This is a genomic window from Pedobacter zeae (assembly GCF_014196715.1).
GTDB lineage: Bacteria > Bacteroidota > Bacteroidia > Sphingobacteriales > Sphingobacteriaceae > Pedobacter > Pedobacter zeae.
On sequence record NZ_JACIEF010000003.1, the window covers coordinates 848,655 to 868,314 of the forward strand.

Sequence of the window (19,660 nt, forward strand, 5' to 3'; positions counted from 1 at the left end):
CAGGTTTTTTTGTTCATATCAATTTAACATATACCTTTGTACGATGCAATTTACTGCCACGCAGATAAGTCAGTTTTTAAACGGTTCCATTGACGGAAACCCTGATGCAGCCGTTACCGAACTTTCTAAAATAGAAGACGGGAAGGAAGGCTCTTTGTCTTTTCTTTCCAACCCCAAGTATGAACACTTTTTGTATTCAACACAAGCGTCTGTTATTATCGTATCAAAAGATTTCGCTCCAACACAGCCTTATACCAGTACGTTAATCCGCGTTGAAAACCCATATAGTGCCTTTACTATCTTATTGGATAAATACAACGAAGCCCTAAATGTACAGAAGGCGCAATCAGGAATCGATAAATTAGCTTTTGTGCACCCAACGGCAAAAATCGGCAAAAATGTGTTTATCGGTGCTTTTGCTTATGTGGCCGAGCAGGTTGAAATTGGCGATGGCTGCAAAATAAATGCACAGACTTTTATTGGCGAAAACTCTAAAATCGGCGAAAACAGTACTTTTTTCCCTGGAGTAAAAATCTACCATAATTCGGTGATCGGTAAAAGAGTTACCATCCACTCCAATACCGTTATCGGTAGCGATGGGTTTGGTTTCGCCCCTCAAAAAGACGGCACGTATAATAAAATACCACAAATTGGAAACGTTATTATTGAAGATGATGTGGAAATTGGTGCAAATACAACGGTTGACCGCGCTACAATGGGTTCGACCATTGTAAAAAAGGGTGCTAAAATCGATAACCTGATCCAAATTGCCCATAACGTAGAGATTGGCGAAAACACTGTTTTAGCTGCACAATCGGGTATTTCGGGCAGTACAAAAGTTGGCCCTAACAGTGTTGTCGGTGGCCAGGTTGGTATTGCCGGGCATTTAACCCTGGCTAAAGGCACACAGATTGGCGCCCAGGCCGGCATCAACTTTAATATTTTAGAAGAAAATAAACAATGGCATGGCAGCCCTGCGCAGCCTTTGCGCAACTGGATGCGTGCCTCTGTAATTTTCAAACATCTTCCAGATGTAGAAAAAAGAATAAATGCGCTCGAAGAGGAATTGAAAAGGCTTACAGCCGAACTGGAAAAGAATACAATAAACAATGAACGTTAGACAAAGAACGATTAAACAGGAAATATCAGCATCTGGTGTGGGTTTACACACAGGCGCTAATGTTACTTTAACATTTTGCCCAGCCCCCGAAAATCATGGCTTTAAATTTCAGCGCATAGATTTAGACGGGCATCCGATTATCGAAGCCGATGCAGATAACGTAACCGATACCTCACGCGGGACAACACTTACCCAAAATGGTGCCAGCGTAAGTACCGTAGAGCATGTCATGGCTTCTTTGGTCGGTATGGATCTTGATAATATTCTCATCAAATTAGACGGGCCTGAAACCCCGATTATGGATGGTAGTTCGATCCAGTTTGTTGATTTATTGGAAGAAGTAGGAACGGTTGAGCAAAATGCCGATCGTGAATATTTTACCATTCCCCACAATATTACCTATACAGAAGAAGATAGAAAAGTAGAAATTGTAGCCATGCCGTTAGACGATTATCGTTTTACCTGCATGATTGATTATAATTCTCCTGTTTTAGGCAGTCAGCATGCCGGCATCAATACCATTGCAGAATTTAAAAAGGAAATCGCATCCTGCCGAACTTTCTGTTTCCTGCATGAATTGGAATACCAGTTATCTCATAACCTGATTAAGGGCGGCGATTTAAATAATGCTATTGTAATCGTAGATAAAGAGGTTACCAAAGATGAATTAAGTCATTTGGCAAAATTATTTAACCGCAAAGACATTGATGTTGCCCCGCAAGGGATTTTGAACAATATGGAACTGCGTTATCAGAATGAGCCTGCCCGCCATAAGCTTTTGGATATGATTGGCGATTTAGCGCTGGTTGGTATGCACCTGAAAGGTCACATTATGGCCGCACGCCCTGGTCATGCGGCAAACGTTGCTTTTGCCAAAAAGATTAAAGCCGCCATTAAAAAAGAGAAAAACAAAAAAATACAAAAGGTATACGATCCAAGTGCAAAACCATTGTTCGATGTAGTGAAAATAATGGAAATTTTGCCGCACCGTCAGCCATTTTTGTTCGTCGATAAAATTTTGGAACTTTCTAAAAACCACGTGGTAGGTGTTAAAAACGTTACCATGAACGAAGAATTTTTCAAAGGCCATTTTCCGGGCGCTCCGGTATTCCCGGGCGTGTTACAGATTGAGGCCATGGCACAGGTAGGTGGAATCCTTGTACTTTGTACCGTACCCGATCCTGAAAATTACCTTACCTATTTCTTAAAGATAGACAACGTACGTTTTAGGGCGCAGGTACTTCCCGGTGATACGATTGTTTTCCGTTGCGATCTGCTAGAACCGATCAGAAGGGGAATTGCCCAGATGAAAGGTGTAGGCATGGTTGGCGAAAAGATCGTCGTAGAAGCCGAAATGATGGCCCAAATTTCAAAAGTTAAACACGCAGAACCCACGCAACAATGATACAACCTTTAGCATATATACACCCTCAGGCAAAGATTGCCGAAAATGTGGTAATCGAGCCCTTTGTAGTGATACATAAAGATGTTGTAATTGGGGAAGGAACATGGATCGGATCGAACGTTACCATTATGGATGGCGCGCGTATCGGTAAAAATTGCCGCATTTTTCCGGGAGCCGTGATTTCCGGCGAACCACAGGATTTAAAATTTGCCGGCGAGGTAACCACGGCCGAAATTGGCGACAATACCACCATCCGCGAATGTGTAACCATTAACCGCGGTACTAAAGATAAATGGAAAACCGTTATCGGCAGCAATTGCCTTATCCAGGCCTACTCACACATTGCGCACGATTGCGAGGTTGGAAACAACTGTATTTTCTCAAACAGCACTACGTTAGCTGGTCATATCACCATTGGCAACAATGTAGTTCTGGCCGGTTTGGTGGCCATCCATCAATTTGTTAAAGTAGGTTCTTACGCTTTCGTAACCGGGGGTTCATTGGTACGTAAAGATGTTCCTCCTTATGTTAAAGCTGCCCGCGAACCACTTTCTTATGCCGGAATTAATTCGGTTGGCCTGCGCAGAAGAGGGTTTACCAACGAGCAGATCGATGAGATACAGGAAATTTACCGTGTACTTTTCGTAAAACATAATAATGTAACCAAAGCTTTGGATATGATCGAAGCCGAATTTAAACCAACGGAAATCCGCGATGAAATTGTCGATTTTATCCGCAACTCTAACCGTGGGGTAATGAAGGGTTTTGGCATGGGCAGTTAATAAAGGTAGAAGGCTGAAGGGTTTAAGGTAGGGGTAAAACCCATTGCCTTAACCAAATTCAAATAAATATCCATGAGTGATCTAACGCTAATCAGAACAGATTCAGGTAACGCCGATTTTAGGAAATTGGTGGCTTTGCTGGATCAGGATTTAGCGATTAGAGATGGCAACGATCATACTTTTTATGCGCAGTTTAACAAGGTTGATGCCATTAAAGAAGTGATTGTTGCCTACCAAAACAATATACCCGTTGGTTGTGGCGCCATAAAACCTTTCTCTACTACAGAAGCCGAAGTAAAAAGGATGTTTGTACATCCAGACTACCGGAATAAAGGGATTGCCGCTAAAATTGTAACCGCATTGGAAAACTGGGCAATGGAAATAGGTTTTTCGGCCACGGTGCTTGAAACAGGCAAAAAACAACCCGAAGCCCTTGCGCTTTATCAGAAAATCGGTTATCGTGTTACGCCCAACTATGGCCAGTACATTGGCGTTGATAACAGCGTCTGCATGGCCAAATCGCTTAATGTTTAATCCAAATGCACATCTCCTTAGAACACATTGGCAGAAGGTTTAATAAAGAATGGATCTTCAAAAATTTAAGTGCCGAATTCTCATCCGGCAACAGCTATGCCATATTGGGGCCTAATGGTTCGGGTAAATCAACATTATTAAGTGTTTTAAGCGGTAGCCTATCTCCTTCTGAAGGGAAAATTACATTTTCGGATACACAAGAAATCCCTGTTGAAAATATTTACAGATACATTAGCCTTGCGGCTCCGTACCTTGAACTTGTTGAAACCCTGACCTTAAAAGAGCTGATAGATTTTCATTTTAAGTTTAAAAATTTTGCGGCCGGGCTCGATGCCAAAAAATTGATCGACATATTAGGCCTGGAAAAAGCCAGGAACAAAGAAATTAAATACTTCTCCTCAGGGATGAAACAAAGGACCAAACTTGCCTTAGCCTGCTGCACAGATACGCCGATCTTATTTTTAGACGAACCCACCAGCAATTTAGATGTTCAGGGCATAAATTGGTACCGCGACCTGATCCAAAATTTTGGGAAAGACCGGTTGATGATAATCGGATCCAACCAGATCCAGGAATACGATTTTTGCACTACACAGATACAAATATCAGATTATAAGTGAGTTATTGTCATATTCAAGTCTCTTCCAAGCATTGTTTTGTCATACATTTGTACTAAAAACAAAATTTTGAAAAAAAATTTTGCAATTAAAAAATTATACCTACCTTTGCACCACCAAAAAGAGAAACAAATTTATTTAATTATCTCTTAAAGGAAATGATTGTATTTTCTGTATTACAGAATTAAAAATAGCCCTAAAAAGGCAAAGAGTTTTTCATAGTTTAGTTTGAGGTTTAGGTTGATTATGCCTTTGGAGTGGTTCCCAAAGGCATTTCTTTTATACGCTGTTTTCTCGTCCGAAAAAACCTCACAGATTTTAAATTTCTAAACATTAATCAAATCTGCCAGGCCTGGATTATGCACCCAGCCCAATGAACCAACGACTATTGAACCAATGAACCATTTTTTTTAACTTTGGCATTTAAAAATTGACAAAACCATATTTCATTATCAAATGGCAAAGGCATCAGAAGTAAAAAGCGGAAACGTTCTTCGTTTTAACGGAGAGTTGGTAAGTGTAGAAGAATATATCCACCGTACACCCGGAAATTTAAGGGCTTTCTATCAGGCCCGTATGCGGAACGTAAAAACAGGTAAAATTGTAGAGTACCGTTTCCGTACCGACGAGGAGGTTACCATTTGCCGTGTTGAAACCAATGATTATCAATACCTTTATGAGGATGGCAATTACCTGGTGGTGATGGACAACAATACTTTCGAGCAATACAACATCCCTAAACTACTTTTTGGCAGTGCGATTAAATTTTTAAAAGAAGGCATGAACGTAACCATCGCTTTTGAAAGTGATGAACCGATTGTGGCACAATTGCCGAACAGTGTAGAGCTTGAAATTACATATTCAGAGCCAGCCGTAAAAGGCGATACTTCTACCAGTGCTTTAAAATATGCCACTGTAGAAACCGGTGCTGAAATCAGGGTTCCGCTTTTTATCAACCAGGGCGACAAAGTAAAGGTTGATACCAAAACGGGTGATTATATGGAAAGGGTAAAATAATATATCGCGGCGCAGGATAAGCCTTATGCCCTAAACCTTTATAGGTTTTTATCAAAATAATTTTACCTTTGCCGTCACAAAAAATTAAAATATAAAACCCGGTTCGGGAATAAAACTATATGGCAAAAGCATCAGAAATAAAAACAGGAAACATCCTTCGTGTAAACAACGAACTGGTTACTGTTGACGAATGGAACCATCGTACCCCGGGTAAAGGAGGGGCATTTTACACAGGTAAATTCCGTAACATCAAATCGGGTAGAATTGTTGAAGCCCGTATGAATACCGACGAGGTTGTAGAAATTTGTCGCGTTGAAACCAACGATTACCAATATTTATACGAAGAAGGTGATTATCTGGTAGTAATGGATAATAATACTTACGAACAGTTTAATGTTGAAAAAGCGTTATTTGGTTCGGCCATTAAATTCCTGAAAGAAGGAATGAATGTTCTCGTTTCTATGGAAAGCGACGAAGCCATTATGGCGCAGTTGCCAAACTTTGCAGAGTTTGAAATTACCTATTCGGAGCCTGCGGTTAAAGGCGATACTTCTACCAATGCTTTAAAAGCAGCTACGCTTGAAAACGGTGTAGAGGTAAGGGTGCCGATGTTTGTAAACCAGGGTGATAAAATTAAAATCGATACCCGTACCGGCGATTATGTTGAGCGTGTAAAGTAATTTAAACGAAATACCAAAAAAGCCCCTAAAATTAGTTTTAGGGGCTTTTTTTATTTTAAGACCTGTAAGGTTTTTGAAACTGTATCTCTTGGATCTATTAAGATGACTTAAATCGTCATTTTTTTTAGGAAAGCAGGGCTAGTGCACTCTGTTTACGACAGCCCCGCTATTCGCTTCAAAGTCTTGGCTCGTGCCTCACCTTCGGGTTTTACGCTGCTATCGGGTTTATTTAACAAAAGCCTGCAGGTTTTTCGAAACCCCCGGGGTTTGAAAAATATTATCTTTGTTTTATGTTAAAAGCCGAAATCAGAAAAAAAGCATTGAAAGACCGGTTATTACTAACCGACGCAACGTATGATGCTTTAAACCAAGCGCTCTTAAACCAGTTTAAAACGCTTGATTTTGGCAAAATTAAAACGCTTCACCTGTTTTTGCCCATTACCGAAAAGAAAGAGCCTGATACTTTCCCGATGATTGACTGGCTGGCCAAAAACCATCCTGAAATTAAAATAATTGTTCCTAAAGCAGATTTCGAAACAGCATTGATGACCCATCACGAATATATCGGATCCGGGGATTTAAAGAAAAATATTTACCATATTCTTGAGCCACAAAAAGGGAAACCATATGAAGGTGAAATTGACCTCGTCATTGTTCCGCTTTTAGCATTCGATTTACAGGGCTATCGTGCAGGATATGGAAAAGGTTTTTACGATCGTTTTCTGCAAAATATAAATGCTCAGAAAATAGGCTTATCTTTGTACCCTGCAATTGAAAAAATAGACGATGTGAATGAACATGACGTCCGTTTGGATTTTTGCATCACACCTACAGGAATAATAAAATTTTAAGTAAAATGGCGCAGGAGATCGTTATTAAAACCGAAAAGCAATACGAAGACAATATGATTGCCGTGTTTGAATTGCAAGAGAAGGAAGAACTGACTGCCGATGATTTAAAGCAGATTGAACTGATGCTAAAAGCTGGCGAGAAATACGAAGCAGAGCATTTGTAGGTTTTTCATATACGTTCGTTACCCTGACTTGTTTCAGGGTCTATATAAAAGGTATTTACAGCAAGAAAGATCCTGAAACAAGTTCAGGATGACGAGACTAGCGAAATAATTCCTGCATCCGTGGCTAAACCTAAGAAATATGCGCTTTTACGAAATCACTCACCAAATAGGCAATTAATTTAGACGTGAGCTTACTCACCCTCCCATCGAGCATGCGTGTGGCGCCCTCGCACAGGTGCAGGTAAGAAAATTTCTTGGCATGCATTAAAATCAGTTTTCTAATATCATTAACTTCGAATCCAGAGGGCGTTTCGGCGCTCGAAAGCACATTTTGGATACAATCCAAATCGATTTCCAAACCTGTAACCGGCCCGAATTCGTCAAAGTGGCCATTATTACCGGCATCCATTAAAATATCATCAAAAAATACCGCCTTTAATTTAGGATTGCTTTCAATCTGACTTAATATTGCCTCATTATTATAATTTTGATGCAGGCCATACATGAAATAATGATCAAGATGGTTTTCTTTTAACGCATAAGAAAACCCATTTCCACTATGCCTGCCCTCTAATTCCCTCAAATCGGCATGCGCATCTACATTCAGTACATCAATCGGCCCCTTATAGGCTAAAGAAGTGCCTTTAATTATTCCATAAGCATTATTATGACCTCCACCAATTACTATTGGGACTTTCCCTGCAGCTACAATTTTTTCGATCACAGGATAAACCAATTCATCAATTTCAGCTACCTTATTTCTTAATGCCTTAATTGTGGATTCTTCAGGCTCATCAATTTCGAAATAACCCAAAACCAAAATTTCTTCACCATTTAAAAAGCGGTTACTCTGAATATTCAGAAAAGCGGTTAAACTGGTTCGCCATGCCGACGCGGCACCAGCAATACCCGCATTTGCCCTTACTCCTATATCTTCAGGGATGCCCAGCAACACAAATTTTGAATCGTTCGCCTTTAACCCATCTATCGAGATTACGTCATGCCTGTAGATATTAACCCTTTCACCAAGCCTGGTTTCGCCATCACGCTGGATAATTAAATGGTCAATGTCGCTTTGTGAAAGTATTTTAAGCTTATCCATGATAAATCTCACCGTTTAAAATCACCGTATCAACCTGGCTTTCGCCAAAACTATATGGTAAATAGGCTATAGAGGGCATTGGTTTTGTGATAAATAAATTTGCGTTTTTCCCAATGGCTATGCTTCCATGGCTGTTGCTTAGCTCCATTGCTGCTGCACCATTTAAAGTAGCTGCATTAATGGCCTGCTCCGGGAACATTTTCATTTTAATACAACCCAGCGATACTACAAAATTCATATTTCCTGAAGGTGTTGAGCCGGGATTGTAATCGGTAGCCAAAGCCACAGGCAAACCGGCTTTAATAAAGCTTTTAGCATCTGCAAATGGTATACCTAGGTAAAACGAACATGAAGGCAATAATGTTACAATGGTATCGGCATTTCTTAATGTCTCAATGGTTTCAGGGTCACTTTCTTCCAGATGATCGACCGAAATGGCTTTATTTTTAACCGCAACCTCAATAGCTCCCGAAACCGAAAGCTGGTTGGCGTGTATTTTGGGCTTTAATCCATATTTTGCACCTGCTTTGAGTATCTGATCGGTTTCCTCTACGGAGAAAAATCCTTTTTCACAGAAAGCATCTATATAATCGGCCAGCTTTTCTTCCGCTATACGGGGTAACATTTCTTCAATAATCAGGTTGATATAACCTTGGTGATCGTTCTTAAATTCAGCAGGAAAGGCGTGTGCAGCCAAAAAAGTTGCCTTTATAGGAATTGAAAAATGAGCTTTCAGCCTGCGGATAACCCGGAGCATTTTGATTTCACTTTCGGTAGTTAAGCCATAACCACTTTTTATTTCAACCGCTCCCGTTCCCTGCAGGATCATCTGTTTTAACCTCATGGCGGCACTTTCGAACAATTCGTCTTCGGTAGCTTTTTGAAGTTTATTGGCTGAATTTAAAATTCCACCGCCTGCTGCGGCAATCTCTTCATAGGTTTTTCCCTGTATTTTCATCGCAAATTCTTCTTCACGTGAGGCGGCAAAAACAATATGGGTATGGCTATCACACCAGGAGGGAAAAACATAGCGGCCTTTCGCGGAGATTGGAGATGGTAGATTTGAGATTTGAGAAGGCATTGAGCCCATCTCACCGAAATCTTTTATTAAGCCATCTTCTATTAAGATCCAGGCATTTTCAAGCACGGGTAAATGATCCAGTTGCGCGCCACGAAGCACTAATTTATCTTTAGGATGAAGGCCCACAAGGCCTTTTATATTGGTGATCAGCATTTTTATAAAGGCTAATTGTTCAAATGGTATAAATTGGTTAATTAATTACATCTCACCGATTTAAACAATTAACCGGTTGACCCCAAACTTAATCTATTTCCAGAAGCACCGGGCAATGGTCTGAATGGATAGCATCGGGTAAAATCCTTACATTTTTCAGCCGGTTTTCCATAGGCCTTGTTGCCAGATGGTAATCGATACGCCAACCCAGGTTCTTACCCCTTGATCCTGCGCGATAGCTCCACCAGGTATAATGATGTGGGTCTTTATTAAAATGACGGAAAGTATCAATAAAACCATTATCCAAGAATAATTGCATCCATTCCCTTTCCTCAGGTAAAAATCCCGAAGAGTTGGCATTCGATTTTGGATTATGGATATCAATAGCGGTATGGCAGATGTTATAATCGCCGCTCACGATCAAATTTGGGTATTCTTTGCGTAATTCGCCGATATATTGATCAAAAAACCGCATAAATTCATATTTTTTCACCTGCCTTTCATCACCACTCGACCCGGAGGGCATATATAAGCTCATTAAGGAGAAATTGTCAAAATCAGCCCTCAAAATCCGGCCTTCTTTATCAATCCATTCTTCACCGCAGCCAAATTCTATATGGTTGGGTTTAATTTTAGATAAAATGGCTACGCCACTATATCCTTTTTTTTCTGCGGGGAACCAATAATGATGGTAGCCCAGCTGCTCAATCAGTGCAATAATTTCAGGGATTTGCGAAGGCATTGCCTTTACTTCCTGCAAACAGACCATATCAGCATTTGTAGCTTGTAACCAGCCAAAAAAATTTTTGGTACTTGCCGCCCTAATCCCGTTTACGTTATAGGAAATAATCTTCATTCAATAAATTTCAATTTGTTGTGGGCGGTAAATTTAGAAATTAATTGCATAAATGCTTGGCAATCCAATTCGTGATATTTATTTACGATCGTCATCTCGACTGTAATGCAGTGGAATGGAGAGATCTGCCTCCATAGATCTCTCGGCCTTCGTTGCACTCCGTTCGAGATGACGCCAATCAAGAAGCTTTCATTTAATTAACCAGGAAACAGCCGCTTTTCCAATTTTTTCGCTTCCCGCTTTTTTAAAACGGTAACTTCCATTTTCACGTCTTGTTTTGGGCGGTTGTTTTTATCGGTCGCCAAAACCGCTATTTTATCTACCATATCCAGGCCAACCACAATTTCTCCGTAAACGGTATAGTTCCGGTCTAAATGCGGGGTCCCCCCAATGGTTTTATAAACCTCCCGTTGCCATTCAGGAATTTTAAATTTTAACCGTTTCTCTTCCAGGCTGTTTAACTGCTGATCGGTAAAAACCTTTCCTTGCACGAGGTAAAACTGACTACCGCTTGATGCTTTTGCCGGATTAACATCATCACCTTCGCGTGCTGCGGCTAAAACACCCTTTTTATGAAACAAACTATCATTAAATTCAGCAGGTATGGTATATTTTGGCCCACCATTGCCCAATAAAGAGTCGGGTTTGGCATTCCTGGAATCCGGATCGCCTCCCTGGATCATAAAATCTTTGATCACCCGGTGAAACAAAAGATCGTTATAATAACCACTTTTAGCCAATTTTAAAAAATTATCGCGGTGTAAAGGCGTCTGGTTATATAGTTTAACGATACATTCTCCAAATTCGGTTTTAATGCGCACATATTGATTCTTCGGCTTTGCAGCAAAGGCAGAAAGCACAGAAAAAGCGCAAAGGAATAATACTATTTTCTTCATTTAATTGATGTTTGAGGCTAAATTAAGCTAAAAAATGAAATTCAGTAAAGAAATAACTGCGTTATTCAATAATTTTTGCTTTACCTTTGTAATCATGAAGTTAAAGCAAAAAATAGCACTTTCTTTGGCTGTATTCTATACAGTTAGTGTGATGGGTTTGGCTTTAAGTCTTCATTTTTGTGGGGGTAAACTCGAAAACGTTAAACTTTTTAGCAATGAGGCTGCGTGCAAATTCTGCAAAGATATTCCTGCTGACAAAAAAGATGATGGTTGTTGTAAAAACACACAGGTAACTGTTAAAGTTAAAGATAGCCATCAGGCTGGGGCGGCGGTACAAATGCCAAAGCTTTTCTCTATCCAGCTTTTTCTTCACCCGCCAGTATTAGCATTTTTAGCCAATATTACCCCAAAATTTTTTACAACTATCCCAAATAAAGCACCGCCCCTCTCCTCGCGGATTGCTTTGCACATTTTCAATTGCATTTTTAGGAATTAGGATTTTCTGTGCTCTTCGGCATCCTGAACTGGTTTCAGGACCAATTTTACCATACCCACCCAAATGGATGATGGGAAGTAACAGTTTAAAAATTTCTAATTCAAAAAATCATGAAAGCCATAAAAATATTCAGCATCATGATGCTGTTTTTCGCCGTTAATGTTTCGGCACAACAAATAGCTACAGCCGATCTACAGGTAACAGGTTTAACCTGCTCAATGTGCTCAAACGCTACTCAAAAATCTTTAGAAACCTTAAATTTCATCAGCAGTATAAAACCCGATTTAAATAAAAACGTATTTGTTTTAACCTTTAAAAAAGATGCCAATGTTAATCTTGATCAAGTTCGCAGAAAAGTTCAGGATGCGGGTTTTTCAGTAGGCGGTTTAACCGTTATTTTCAATTTTAACGAGGTAAAAGTAGATGATAAAGGCCAGGCTGTTGTTAACGGCAACGTGTACCGCTTTGTAAATGTAAAAGGTAAAACACTTAGTGGTGCCGTAAAGGCCAGTGTGGTGGATAAAGATTTCATTTCAGGTTCAGCATTTAAAAAACAGGCCGCAACGGCTAATTCTGATGCTTATGCAAGCGGCACAGGAGTAGTAAACGGCAAAAAAACCCGTATTTACCATTTAGTTCTTTCTTAAGATGAAGCAGATATTCGTATTGGCACTGATGCTTATCGGTGTTTATAGCATCGCTGCAGCACAAGAATTATATGTATTTACTGAACCGGCAAGCAATATGCCTACCAAATCAATCGGTGTAAGGATAACCAACGAGGGCATGTTCAATTATCCCGGTTATGTAAGCCGCACCATTCCGGAAGTGATGATCGGTTTTAATAAAAACCTGATGATGCATACACAGGCTTTTTTATCCGATATGGATGGAAAATACCGCTTAGAGGGAGGTAGTTTATATGCGAAATACCGTTTCTTATCGCTGGATGAAACACATAGCCATTTCAGGGCATCGGCTTTTGGAAGGATAAGCACCAGCAGAAGGCCAACATATACCAGGGACATTAATCTGGAGGGCGACAATAGCGGCGTACAGGGAGGATTGATTTTCACCCAGCTTCTACATAAACTGGCATTGTCATCAACCCTGGGTTATGCACATGCTTTCGAAAACCACGACAGGCAAATCGCCGGAATGCCACAGCCAAAGAATATGCTATCCTATAGTTTATCATCGGGTTATTTGGTCTTACCAGTGGTTTATAAGGATTACAAGCAGCCAAATTTTAATGTATATTTAGAATTACTGGGCAAAACTGATCCAAAGAGTGGTCAATCTTATTTAGATATTGCCCCAGCCGTACAGATGATCTTAAACAGTAAAACCCGTATCGATTTAGGCTATCGTTTTCAGGCTGCCGGAAATATGGATAACCGGTACACTAAAAACATGTACCTGCTTCGCGCAGAATTTAATTTCTTTAACGTATTAAAATAATAACAATGAAAAAAATAATGATCATGATGGCTATAATCGCCATCGCTACGACTAAAATTACCTTTGCACAAAGTAAAACTGATGCCGCTTTTAATCAGCTGCTGAGCGCTTATTATGATGTTAAAAATGCGTTGGCTACAGATAAAAAAGATTTGGCTACCGAGAAAGTAAAAGTTTTATCGGCCAAAGTTGAGGCTATCCCGCATAAAGATTTACCCGCTGCGCAACATATGCTTTGGATGGGACAGGCAAAAGTAATTAAAGCTAAAGCTGCCGAACTTGCCGCCGGAAAAGATATCAAAGCCCAGCGTAAATCGTTCGAAGGGATTTCTTATGCGATGATCAAAACACTGAAAGGCCTGAAATTTAACAGCCAGACCGTTTATGTTCAACATTGCCCAATGGCTAAAGCCAGCTGGTTAAACGAAAAAGAAAACATCGAAAACCCTTATTATGGAAGCATGATGTTTGATTGTGGTGATGTTTCTGAAACCATAAAATCGAACTAATGAAACTCCATATCAAAAATATGGTATGCAACCGTTGTAAAATGGTGGTTAAGGCCGAGCTGGAAAAGCTCGGCTTTAAACCATTATTGGTTGAACTTGGAGAGGTTAGCCTGGCCGAAAATATTACCGGCGAAGATAAAATCAGGATTGCGGAGCGCCTTAATCATTTTGGATTCGAATTACTGGAAGATAAGAAAACCCAGATTTCAGAACAGATTAAAACCGCCATTATCAACTTGGTACATTATACCAAAGAACCTTTAAAAATCAATCTCTCTGCTTACCTCAGCGAGCTATTAAAGCTGGAATATACGGGTTTAAGCAGCATTTTTTCGGAGGTCGAAAACCAAACAATTGAGAAGTATTTCATTGCTCAAAAAATAGAAAAGGCAAAGGAAATGCTCACTTATGCCGAACTTACCCTGAGCGAAATTGCCTACCAGCTAAATTACAGCAGTGTAGCGCACCTGTCAGCACAATTTAAAAAAGTAACCGGCATTACACCTTCTGCTTATAAGGCTGCGTCAACAGATAGCAGAAAAACCCTTGACGAGGTTTAAGGTTCTAAAATGGAAGAGGTAAGATGGATGATGGGGAAGTTATGGTTAATGGTTAGATAGATCGTGGTTGATCGTCTATACCTATGAGTTATGAACCAAAAAACCATTAACCATTTAGCTATTCATCAGTTAACCGATTAACCAACTTCTCCAAACAATTTCTTATCATAAGTCAAGACAGACTGATTGATAATCAGCTAATTTTGTTGTAATAAAATTACTTGCTATGAAAAAATTATTATTATTTCTGATCGCTGCCTCAATCAGTGTGGCATCATTCGCTCAAACCAGCTGGAAAATAGATCCGATGCACTCATTCGTAAACTTCTCGGTTAAACACATGGGGATCTCTTTTGTTGATGGTTCGTTCAAAAAATTCGATGGAACGGTTACCGCGGCTAAACCGGATTTAACCGATGCTAAAATCAATTTTACAGTAGATGTTAACAGCATTACCACGGGGGTTGATATGAGAGATGGTCACTTAAAAACCGATGATTTCTTTAATGCGGAGAAATTTCCTGCCATGAAATTCGAAAGCACTTCTTTCAAGAAGTTAAGTGGCAATAATTATGAGTTAAGTGGTAAATTAACCATCCGCGACGTAACCAAAGATGTAAAGTTTGCTGTTGTTTATGGTGGCACAGCTAAAGATCAGCAAGGCAATACCAAAGCTGGCTTTGGTGCAACTACAACCATTAACCGTTTAGATTATAATATTAAATATGATCCAACCGGCGCGGGTGTAGCAAAAGATGTTGCGATCAAATTAAACCTTGAATTTGTTCAGGGGAAATAAAATATAGGATCATTATTTCTCCATATTGATGATCTGGTAAAAATTTAAATAAATCTGTCACATTGAGCTTGTCGAAATGCATGTAGATGCTTCGACAGGCTCAGCATGACAAACCCGATATTATGTCTGCACTATCTCAATTCAGAAACTTTACTCAACGCTTGCCCCAAACAGATTTAATGCCAACGGTTTTTATTGGCCATGGCTCACCAATGAACGGCATCGAAAACAATGGGTTTAGTCAGAGTTGGGTAGATTTGGCCAAACATATCCCTGTTCCGAAAGCAGTTTTGGTGGTATCTGCACACTGGTACACTCACGGCACTTTTGTAACTGCGATGGATTTCCCCAGCACGATCCACGATTTTGGTGGCTTCCCGCAGGCTCTTTTCGACGTTCAATATCCTGCACCGGGCGACCCGGAACTGGCAGCAGAAATACCGGGTTTAATCCATTCAACTCCTGTTGGCTTAGACCACGATTGGGGCCTGGATCATGGCACCTGGACCGTGGTAAGGCACATGTATCCCAATGCAGATATCCCGGTTTTACAATTGAGTATCGATTATACCAAATCGCCGGCCCAACATTACGAAATTGCCAGGGAAATTTACGCGCTCCGCAAAAAAGGCGTACTGGTTATCGGCAGTGGCAATATGGTTCACAACCTGCGCATGCTGAGCTGGGAAATGATTAACGGAGGTGGTTACGATTGGGCGATTGAAATGAACGATAAGTTCAAAAATTTAATTGCAAACGGAGATTATAACGCTTTAATCAATTACCGAAACCTGGGCAGCGATGCGATGCTGGCCATTCCTACTCCGGAACATTATTTACCACTTATTTATACCCTTGGAATGAAAAATGATAAGGAAGAGATTTCATTTTTTAATGATAAAGCGGTGGGCGGCTCATTAACCATGACCTCTGTGCTGGTGGGGTAATTTAGGGTTAGGGTTTAGGGTTTAGGGTTTAGGGTTTAGGGTTTAGGGTTTAGGGTTTAGGGTTTAGGGTTTAGGGAGAAACGAATCACCAAACAACTTGTTTTAGCTCTTTAAAAGTAGCTTGAAGAAAAGCCCCATGTTCTATAGTATAATGGTAACACAAAATTCTATAAAACTTTATGATTATTCTGTAACGCTTACCGGCTGATGAAGCGGTAAATTTGTATAAAGAATTTAATCATGACACATACCTATCAAATCACTGGCATGACCTGTGGCAATTGCGAAAATAAAGTTAAAAGCAACCTGCTTGTTTTACCGGATATAACCTCAGTGGAGGTTTCTAAAGACACCAATACTGCTACCATCAGTATGGATAAACATGTTGGCTTGGATACCCTGCAGCAAGCTTTGGGTGGTGCCGGCAGTAAATATCAAATTTCTGCCACACATCATAACGAAACATTTGAAGAAGCAAAATCATGGGCGGAAACCTACAAACCCATTCTGCTGATCTTCGGATACATAACCGCAATATCATTAGTGATTTCGTGGCAGGGTAATACCATCGGTTTTATGTTATTTATGCGCATTTTTATGGCCGGCTTCTTTCTTACCTTTTCTTTCTTTAAAATGCTCAACTTAAAAGCCTTTGCCGAAAGCTATGCCATGTACGATATCGTGGCTAAAAAATTCAGCGCGTGGGGTTATATCTATGCTTTTATCGAATTAGGACTAGGCTTATCCTTTGCATTAAACCTATCGCCTGTTATTGTGAATTGGGTTACCCTGATCGTAATGACCATCAGTATCCTTGGTGTGTTAGAAAGCGTTTTAAACAAAAAGAAAATTCAGTGTGCTTGCCTGGGCGCCGTGTTTAACCTGCCCATGAGTACAGTAACCATCGTTGAAGATGCCATGATGATTGTCATGAGTGCGGCCATGTTGGTTTTAATGTAGTTGAATTTTAGTCAAAAGCTCGTCAAGTGGAAAAGCCGGAATTTCTGGCAACAATATCATCCGGCTTTTCTATCTTACAAGCACAAGGCATCTCCAAGCTCTTTGTGTTTAGATTTCAATCCTTTTTCAATAAAATCCTTATCTATTTACATATGTAAAAGATTATTGCCGCTTATATCCAAACTCTGATTTTCGGCTTTTTCCATTAAGCTCACCTTCAATCCAGGCGAGCATTTCACTTTTTCCCTTGTTTTGATACACAATTCTTTGCGGGAAGTCGTGTTCCTTATTTTCGAAAATATAAATCTGATCTTTTGTAGAAATCAGTTTAAAACAAATTTCTTTTCCATTGTTCTGATTAGCGACAGTTGAACAATAAAAAATATCTTTTCCAATTGTTCTGATCTGTAATACCTCAGTAAGTACGCTATCTCCTTTCATATTTACACGGTAGCTCTTCCCACTCAATGTTTTATCAGCGCCCACGCTCCATTGTTCTACAATCTTCCCTTTTGGCGTTTGCATTTCCCATGAGCCAAGTACAAAAGAAAAGATTCTTAATGGTGCTTGTTGTGCTTTAATATTGCTATAAAAACCAACAAGAATTAAAATCAGGCAATACAAATAGATCTTTTTCATTTTGTTAGGGCGTTGGTAATGTGTGCCAAATGGTGTTTTCCATGCCAGGCATACATACCCAGCATATTGGCCAAAGTGAGCTCTTGTGTGTAGGCCGGATGAATGTATTTTCTTTCGTAATCTTCTATTCTCAATGTTTTTAAAAAAGCAACCCAACGGGTATGTAAACCGGCTAATAAATCAAGCGATAGCTGAATGTTACCATTTTTGGCCTCTTCGGTTTCTGCCCAGCGCTCCTCATCATATGGCCTGATTACCGGCACATCCTCAGGGATAGCCAGTTTAAAACGGATGTAGGCATTGAGATGACTATCGGGAACGTGATGAACAACCTGCCTCAATGTCCAGCCTCCGGGGCGATAAGGTTGATTCAGCTCTTCATCGGTTAAATTTTCTGTCGTCTTCTTAATCTGGCCAGGTAATGCCTCTATTTCAGAAATCCAGGCATCTACCTGTTTTTGATCGAAAACATCAGGCATGGCAAACTGACCGATGGGATATTTGAGTTTTTCTAAATCCATGAAACCAAAATAAGGAGAATTATCGATTTTTTAAGCGCAAAGATCAAGAGAAAAAGATATAATGCTTGCCGCTATTGATGTTGCTACTATAATTTCAAAACCAGTTTTGTATCTGTCATGCAATTGCATGACTTTGGCTTTACCTCAAAATCGATTTTCATGAAACTATAGGTTAAATTTAGTTAAAATGGCTGCGATTCATTAAAATTTCATTCATTTAAAGCATATTGCAGCAAATTTTAATAATCAAAGATGAAAAGGTTGTTTTTTGTTTTCGCATTCATAATTCCCCTGGTTATCCATGCCCAAACCTTAAAAACAGATGTACTGGTTATCGGCAGCGGCAACGCGGCCTATGCCGCATCTTTTCAATCTTTTAAATCAGGGGTAAAAACCATTCTGCTCACTCAAAAAGAACAATTGGATTTAAATAAGGTAACCGCAGCCAAGGCTTTCTATCAGGTTTTTTTAAAACGTGAAACCGAAAATGCAAAAAGCTTCGAAAGCCCGAAACAAAAGCCTGAGAAAAAGAACCAAACAAAAGTAATTGTTGTAGACAGCACACTGCTTTTAAATGTAATCAACAATACCCCTTATACCGAGATCAAACGATCAGGAAGCGGCTGGGAAGTGAAACTAACCAAAGATAAAAGCATTAAAGCCAAAATCCTTGTCCTGGCAGATCATCCCGAAAAGCTGATCGCGGCATTAAAAATTAATTCCCTAAGTGCGGCTTCTTCAGGTCCTTTAAATTATAATGAAAATACTTACCGTACCTCTGTAGCCGGTGTTACTTCAACCGGGGCCAATTTTTTATCGCTTTACAGCCTATTGATTCCAAATCAGGAAAACCTGCTTTATATTCCTGCCGATCAGTTAGAGATCGGGCCGGCAGCCGGGGCAACAGCTGCTTATGCTGCATTTTTCGACACCAAAACCAGCTTATCGAATTTAAAAAGAATTCAGGGCGAATTATTAAGTTACAAACATGCAGTAATGCCCTTTGCGGATGTAAAACCTGCCGATTCTAATTGGCTGGCGATTCAAAAGGTAGGAATAACAGGAATTATCAAAGCAGAAATTAAGCAGAACAAAGCCTATTTTAATCCTGAAAAAGAGGTTTTATATGCCGAAATCAAGGAACCGATCAAAGAATATTATTACAAGGCACAGCTCTGGTTTGATGATCACCGGAATATCCCCATTAATTTAGAAAACACCATTTCGCTGGTCTGCTACGTGGGTAATAAATCAGTTGAGGCCACAAAAGCAGAACTCCAGAAGAAATGGGACAAGAGTTACAGGTTCAAATCCAGCTACGACCTTAAAAAGGTGCTTACCCGGCGCGAATTTTCAGTCATTATCAACGAATACCTAAAACCATTCGATGATGTAAATGTAGATAAAACCGGAAGGGTGATTCGTTAGTTTTTTACCAAAAATTTGCATAAATAGATTAATATACCCAAGCTTCTCCATAAATTCTGTGCACCACCGCTAATTTTTATCA

At 39.9% G+C, this 19,660-nt stretch carries 24 protein-coding genes; 18 read left to right on the forward strand and 6 right to left on the reverse strand.

The features are described from left to right. Nucleotides 1-43 precede the first annotated feature (43 nt). The 9 genes from lpxD (at nucleotide 44) to GGQ60_RS16740 (ending at nucleotide 7,170) form a co-directional block, all read left to right on the forward strand. Complete coding sequence (gene lpxD, locus GGQ60_RS16700; RefSeq protein WP_183766482.1) at nucleotides 44-1,120, forward strand: UDP-3-O-(3-hydroxymyristoyl)glucosamine N-acyltransferase; 1,077 nt, start codon at nucleotides 44-46, stop codon at nucleotides 1,118-1,120. Next, nucleotides 1,110-2,525, forward strand: a complete 1,416-nt coding sequence (locus GGQ60_RS16705; RefSeq protein WP_183766484.1) for a bifunctional UDP-3-O-[3-hydroxymyristoyl] N-acetylglucosamine deacetylase/3-hydroxyacyl-ACP dehydratase — start codon at nucleotides 1,110-1,112, stop codon at nucleotides 2,523-2,525. The genes lpxD and GGQ60_RS16705 overlap by 11 nt, the downstream gene beginning before the upstream one ends. Beyond that, entirely contained in the window at nucleotides 2,522-3,307 is a 786-nt protein-coding gene (gene lpxA, locus GGQ60_RS16710) for an acyl-ACP--UDP-N-acetylglucosamine O-acyltransferase (protein ID WP_010599175.1), read from the forward strand. The genes GGQ60_RS16705 and lpxA overlap by 4 nt, the downstream gene beginning before the upstream one ends. Nucleotides 3,308-3,379: 72 nt before the next feature. Then, nucleotides 3,380-3,841, forward strand: coding sequence for a GNAT family N-acetyltransferase (locus GGQ60_RS16715; RefSeq protein WP_183766486.1), 462 nt, complete (start codon nucleotides 3,380-3,382; stop codon nucleotides 3,839-3,841). A gap of 5 nt (nucleotides 3,842-3,846) precedes the next feature. Continuing rightward, entirely contained in the window at nucleotides 3,847-4,461 is a 615-nt protein-coding gene (locus GGQ60_RS16720; RefSeq protein WP_183766488.1) for an ABC transporter ATP-binding protein, read from the forward strand. A 453-nt stretch (nucleotides 4,462-4,914) separates the two neighbouring features. Beyond that, nucleotides 4,915-5,475 (forward strand): elongation factor P, encoded by a 561-nt coding sequence (gene efp, locus GGQ60_RS16725; protein ID WP_183766490.1) that lies wholly within the window; start codon nucleotides 4,915-4,917, stop codon nucleotides 5,473-5,475. Between the two features lie 119 nt (nucleotides 5,476-5,594). Then, the gene (gene efp / locus GGQ60_RS16730; RefSeq protein ID WP_183766492.1) at nucleotides 5,595-6,155 is read left to right on the forward strand and encodes an elongation factor P; all 561 of its coding nucleotides are present in this window, start codon (nucleotides 5,595-5,597) and stop codon (nucleotides 6,153-6,155) included. Nucleotides 6,156-6,445: 290 nt separating this feature from the next. Beyond that, nucleotides 6,446-7,006 carry a 5-formyltetrahydrofolate cyclo-ligase gene (locus GGQ60_RS16735; protein WP_183766494.1) on the forward strand — a complete coding sequence of 187 codons (561 nt, stop codon included), beginning with the start codon at nucleotides 6,446-6,448 and terminating at the stop codon, nucleotides 7,004-7,006. Between the two features lie 5 nt (nucleotides 7,007-7,011). Continuing rightward, nucleotides 7,012-7,170, forward strand: coding sequence for a hypothetical protein (locus GGQ60_RS16740; protein ID WP_156131537.1), 159 nt, complete (start codon nucleotides 7,012-7,014; stop codon nucleotides 7,168-7,170). A 130-nt stretch (nucleotides 7,171-7,300) separates the two neighbouring features. On the opposite strand, the gene GGQ60_RS16745 is transcribed toward GGQ60_RS16740, so the two are convergent. From GGQ60_RS16745 to GGQ60_RS16760, 4 genes are all read right to left on the reverse strand, one after another. Further along, entirely contained in the window at nucleotides 7,301-8,272 is a 972-nt protein-coding gene (locus tag GGQ60_RS16745; protein WP_183766496.1) for a formimidoylglutamase, read from the reverse strand. Further along, complete coding sequence (gene hutI, locus GGQ60_RS16750) at nucleotides 8,265-9,506, reverse strand: imidazolonepropionase (RefSeq protein WP_183766498.1); 1,242 nt, start codon at nucleotides 9,504-9,506, stop codon at nucleotides 8,265-8,267. The genes GGQ60_RS16745 and hutI overlap by 8 nt, the downstream gene beginning before the upstream one ends. 88 nt (nucleotides 9,507-9,594) lie before the next feature. Continuing rightward, nucleotides 9,595-10,362 (reverse strand): exodeoxyribonuclease III, encoded by a 768-nt coding sequence (locus GGQ60_RS16755; RefSeq protein ID WP_183766500.1) that lies wholly within the window; start codon nucleotides 10,360-10,362, stop codon nucleotides 9,595-9,597. Nucleotides 10,363-10,559: 197 nt separating this feature from the next. Then, a complete protein-coding gene (locus GGQ60_RS16760; RefSeq protein WP_183766502.1) occupies nucleotides 10,560-11,258 on the reverse strand; it encodes a peptidylprolyl isomerase in 699 nt (232 codons plus the stop codon). Between the two features lie 34 nt (nucleotides 11,259-11,292). On the opposite strand from GGQ60_RS16760, the gene GGQ60_RS16765 reads away from it, so the two are divergent. The 8 genes from GGQ60_RS16765 (at nucleotide 11,293) to GGQ60_RS16800 (ending at nucleotide 16,990) form a co-directional block, all read left to right on the forward strand. Further along, nucleotides 11,293-11,754, forward strand: a complete 462-nt coding sequence (locus GGQ60_RS16765; RefSeq protein ID WP_221235984.1) for an HYC_CC_PP family protein — start codon at nucleotides 11,293-11,295, stop codon at nucleotides 11,752-11,754. Nucleotides 11,755-11,864: 110 nt separating this feature from the next. Further along, on the forward strand, nucleotides 11,865-12,401 hold the full coding sequence (locus GGQ60_RS16770; RefSeq protein WP_183766505.1) for a heavy-metal-associated domain-containing protein: 537 nt from the start codon (nucleotides 11,865-11,867) through the stop codon (nucleotides 12,399-12,401). A 1-nt stretch (nucleotide 12,402) separates the two neighbouring features. Then, a complete protein-coding gene (locus GGQ60_RS16775) occupies nucleotides 12,403-13,215 on the forward strand; it encodes a transporter family protein (RefSeq protein ID WP_183766507.1) in 813 nt (270 codons plus the stop codon). 5 nt (nucleotides 13,216-13,220) lie between these two features. Next, the gene (locus tag GGQ60_RS16780) at nucleotides 13,221-13,724 is read left to right on the forward strand and encodes a DUF3347 domain-containing protein (protein WP_183766509.1); all 504 of its coding nucleotides are present in this window, start codon (nucleotides 13,221-13,223) and stop codon (nucleotides 13,722-13,724) included. Beyond that, nucleotides 13,724-14,284 carry a helix-turn-helix domain-containing protein gene (locus GGQ60_RS16785; protein WP_183766511.1) on the forward strand — a complete coding sequence of 187 codons (561 nt, stop codon included), beginning with the start codon at nucleotides 13,724-13,726 and terminating at the stop codon, nucleotides 14,282-14,284. Before GGQ60_RS16780 ends, GGQ60_RS16785 begins: the two co-directional genes overlap by 1 nt. Nucleotides 14,285-14,510: 226 nt before the next feature. Continuing rightward, nucleotides 14,511-15,083, forward strand: a complete 573-nt coding sequence (locus tag GGQ60_RS16790) for a YceI family protein (protein WP_183766513.1) — start codon at nucleotides 14,511-14,513, stop codon at nucleotides 15,081-15,083. Nucleotides 15,084-15,205: 122 nt separating this feature from the next. Next, on the forward strand, nucleotides 15,206-16,030 hold the full coding sequence (gene ygiD, locus GGQ60_RS16795) for a 4,5-DOPA-extradiol-dioxygenase (protein ID WP_183766515.1): 825 nt from the start codon (nucleotides 15,206-15,208) through the stop codon (nucleotides 16,028-16,030). A gap of 240 nt (nucleotides 16,031-16,270) precedes the next feature. Beyond that, a complete protein-coding gene (locus tag GGQ60_RS16800; RefSeq protein ID WP_183766517.1) occupies nucleotides 16,271-16,990 on the forward strand; it encodes a heavy-metal-associated domain-containing protein in 720 nt (239 codons plus the stop codon). Nucleotides 16,991-17,152: 162 nt separating this feature from the next. Here GGQ60_RS16800 and GGQ60_RS16805 read toward each other — a convergent pair whose 3' ends face one another. Both GGQ60_RS16805 and GGQ60_RS16810 read right to left on the reverse strand, forming a co-directional pair. After that, nucleotides 17,153-17,629: a DUF6265 family protein gene (locus tag GGQ60_RS16805; protein WP_183766520.1), complete on the reverse strand. Its 477-nt coding sequence runs from the start codon at nucleotides 17,627-17,629 to the stop codon at nucleotides 17,153-17,155. Next, nucleotides 17,626-18,150 (reverse strand): YfiT family bacillithiol transferase, encoded by a 525-nt coding sequence (locus tag GGQ60_RS16810; RefSeq protein ID WP_183766522.1) that lies wholly within the window; start codon nucleotides 18,148-18,150, stop codon nucleotides 17,626-17,628. Before GGQ60_RS16810 ends, GGQ60_RS16805 begins: the two co-directional genes overlap by 4 nt. A gap of 252 nt (nucleotides 18,151-18,402) precedes the next feature. Between GGQ60_RS16810 and GGQ60_RS16815 the strand changes: the two genes are divergently transcribed. Continuing rightward, on the forward strand, nucleotides 18,403-19,578 hold the full coding sequence (locus tag GGQ60_RS16815; RefSeq protein ID WP_183766524.1) for an FAD-binding protein: 1,176 nt from the start codon (nucleotides 18,403-18,405) through the stop codon (nucleotides 19,576-19,578). Nucleotides 19,579-19,660 lie beyond the last annotated feature (82 nt).

Bases quoted from the DNA above. Each gene is read 5' to 3' on its own strand.
- lpxD (WP_183766482.1), top strand. From the start codon at position 44: ATGCAATTTACTGCCACGCAGATAAGTCAGTTTTTAAACGGTTCCATT.
- GGQ60_RS16705 (WP_183766484.1), top strand. From the start codon at position 1,110: ATGAACGTTAGACAAAGAACGATTAAACAGGAAATATCAGCATCTGGT.
- lpxA (WP_010599175.1), top strand. From the start codon at position 2,522: ATGATACAACCTTTAGCATATATACACCCTCAGGCAAAGATTGCCGAA.
- GGQ60_RS16715 (WP_183766486.1), top strand. From the start codon at position 3,380: ATGAGTGATCTAACGCTAATCAGAACAGATTCAGGTAACGCCGATTTT.
- GGQ60_RS16720 (WP_183766488.1), top strand. From the start codon at position 3,847: ATGCACATCTCCTTAGAACACATTGGCAGAAGGTTTAATAAAGAATGG.
- efp (WP_183766490.1), top strand. From the start codon at position 4,915: ATGGCAAAGGCATCAGAAGTAAAAAGCGGAAACGTTCTTCGTTTTAAC.
- efp (WP_183766492.1), top strand. From the start codon at position 5,595: ATGGCAAAAGCATCAGAAATAAAAACAGGAAACATCCTTCGTGTAAAC.
- GGQ60_RS16735 (WP_183766494.1), top strand. From the start codon at position 6,446: ATGTTAAAAGCCGAAATCAGAAAAAAAGCATTGAAAGACCGGTTATTA.
- GGQ60_RS16740 (WP_156131537.1), top strand. From the start codon at position 7,012: ATGGCGCAGGAGATCGTTATTAAAACCGAAAAGCAATACGAAGACAAT.
- GGQ60_RS16745 (WP_183766496.1), bottom strand. From the start codon at position 8,272: ATGGATAAGCTTAAAATACTTTCACAAAGCGACATTGACCATTTAATT.
- hutI (WP_183766498.1), bottom strand. From the start codon at position 9,506: ATGCTGATCACCAATATAAAAGGCCTTGTGGGCCTTCATCCTAAAGAT.
- GGQ60_RS16755 (WP_183766500.1), bottom strand. From the start codon at position 10,362: ATGAAGATTATTTCCTATAACGTAAACGGGATTAGGGCGGCAAGTACC.
- GGQ60_RS16760 (WP_183766502.1), bottom strand. From the start codon at position 11,258: ATGAAGAAAATAGTATTATTCCTTTGCGCTTTTTCTGTGCTTTCTGCC.
- GGQ60_RS16765 (WP_221235984.1), top strand. From the start codon at position 11,293: ATGAAATTCAGTAAAGAAATAACTGCGTTATTCAATAATTTTTGCTTT.
- GGQ60_RS16770 (WP_183766505.1), top strand. From the start codon at position 11,865: ATGAAAGCCATAAAAATATTCAGCATCATGATGCTGTTTTTCGCCGTT.
- GGQ60_RS16775 (WP_183766507.1), top strand. From the start codon at position 12,403: ATGAAGCAGATATTCGTATTGGCACTGATGCTTATCGGTGTTTATAGC.
- GGQ60_RS16780 (WP_183766509.1), top strand. From the start codon at position 13,221: ATGAAAAAAATAATGATCATGATGGCTATAATCGCCATCGCTACGACT.
- GGQ60_RS16785 (WP_183766511.1), top strand. From the start codon at position 13,724: ATGAAACTCCATATCAAAAATATGGTATGCAACCGTTGTAAAATGGTG.
- GGQ60_RS16790 (WP_183766513.1), top strand. From the start codon at position 14,511: ATGAAAAAATTATTATTATTTCTGATCGCTGCCTCAATCAGTGTGGCA.
- ygiD (WP_183766515.1), top strand. From the start codon at position 15,206: ATGTCTGCACTATCTCAATTCAGAAACTTTACTCAACGCTTGCCCCAA.
- GGQ60_RS16800 (WP_183766517.1), top strand. From the start codon at position 16,271: ATGACACATACCTATCAAATCACTGGCATGACCTGTGGCAATTGCGAA.
- GGQ60_RS16805 (WP_183766520.1), bottom strand. From the start codon at position 17,629: ATGAAAAAGATCTATTTGTATTGCCTGATTTTAATTCTTGTTGGTTTT.
- GGQ60_RS16810 (WP_183766522.1), bottom strand. From the start codon at position 18,150: ATGGATTTAGAAAAACTCAAATATCCCATCGGTCAGTTTGCCATGCCT.
- GGQ60_RS16815 (WP_183766524.1), top strand. From the start codon at position 18,403: ATGAAAAGGTTGTTTTTTGTTTTCGCATTCATAATTCCCCTGGTTATC.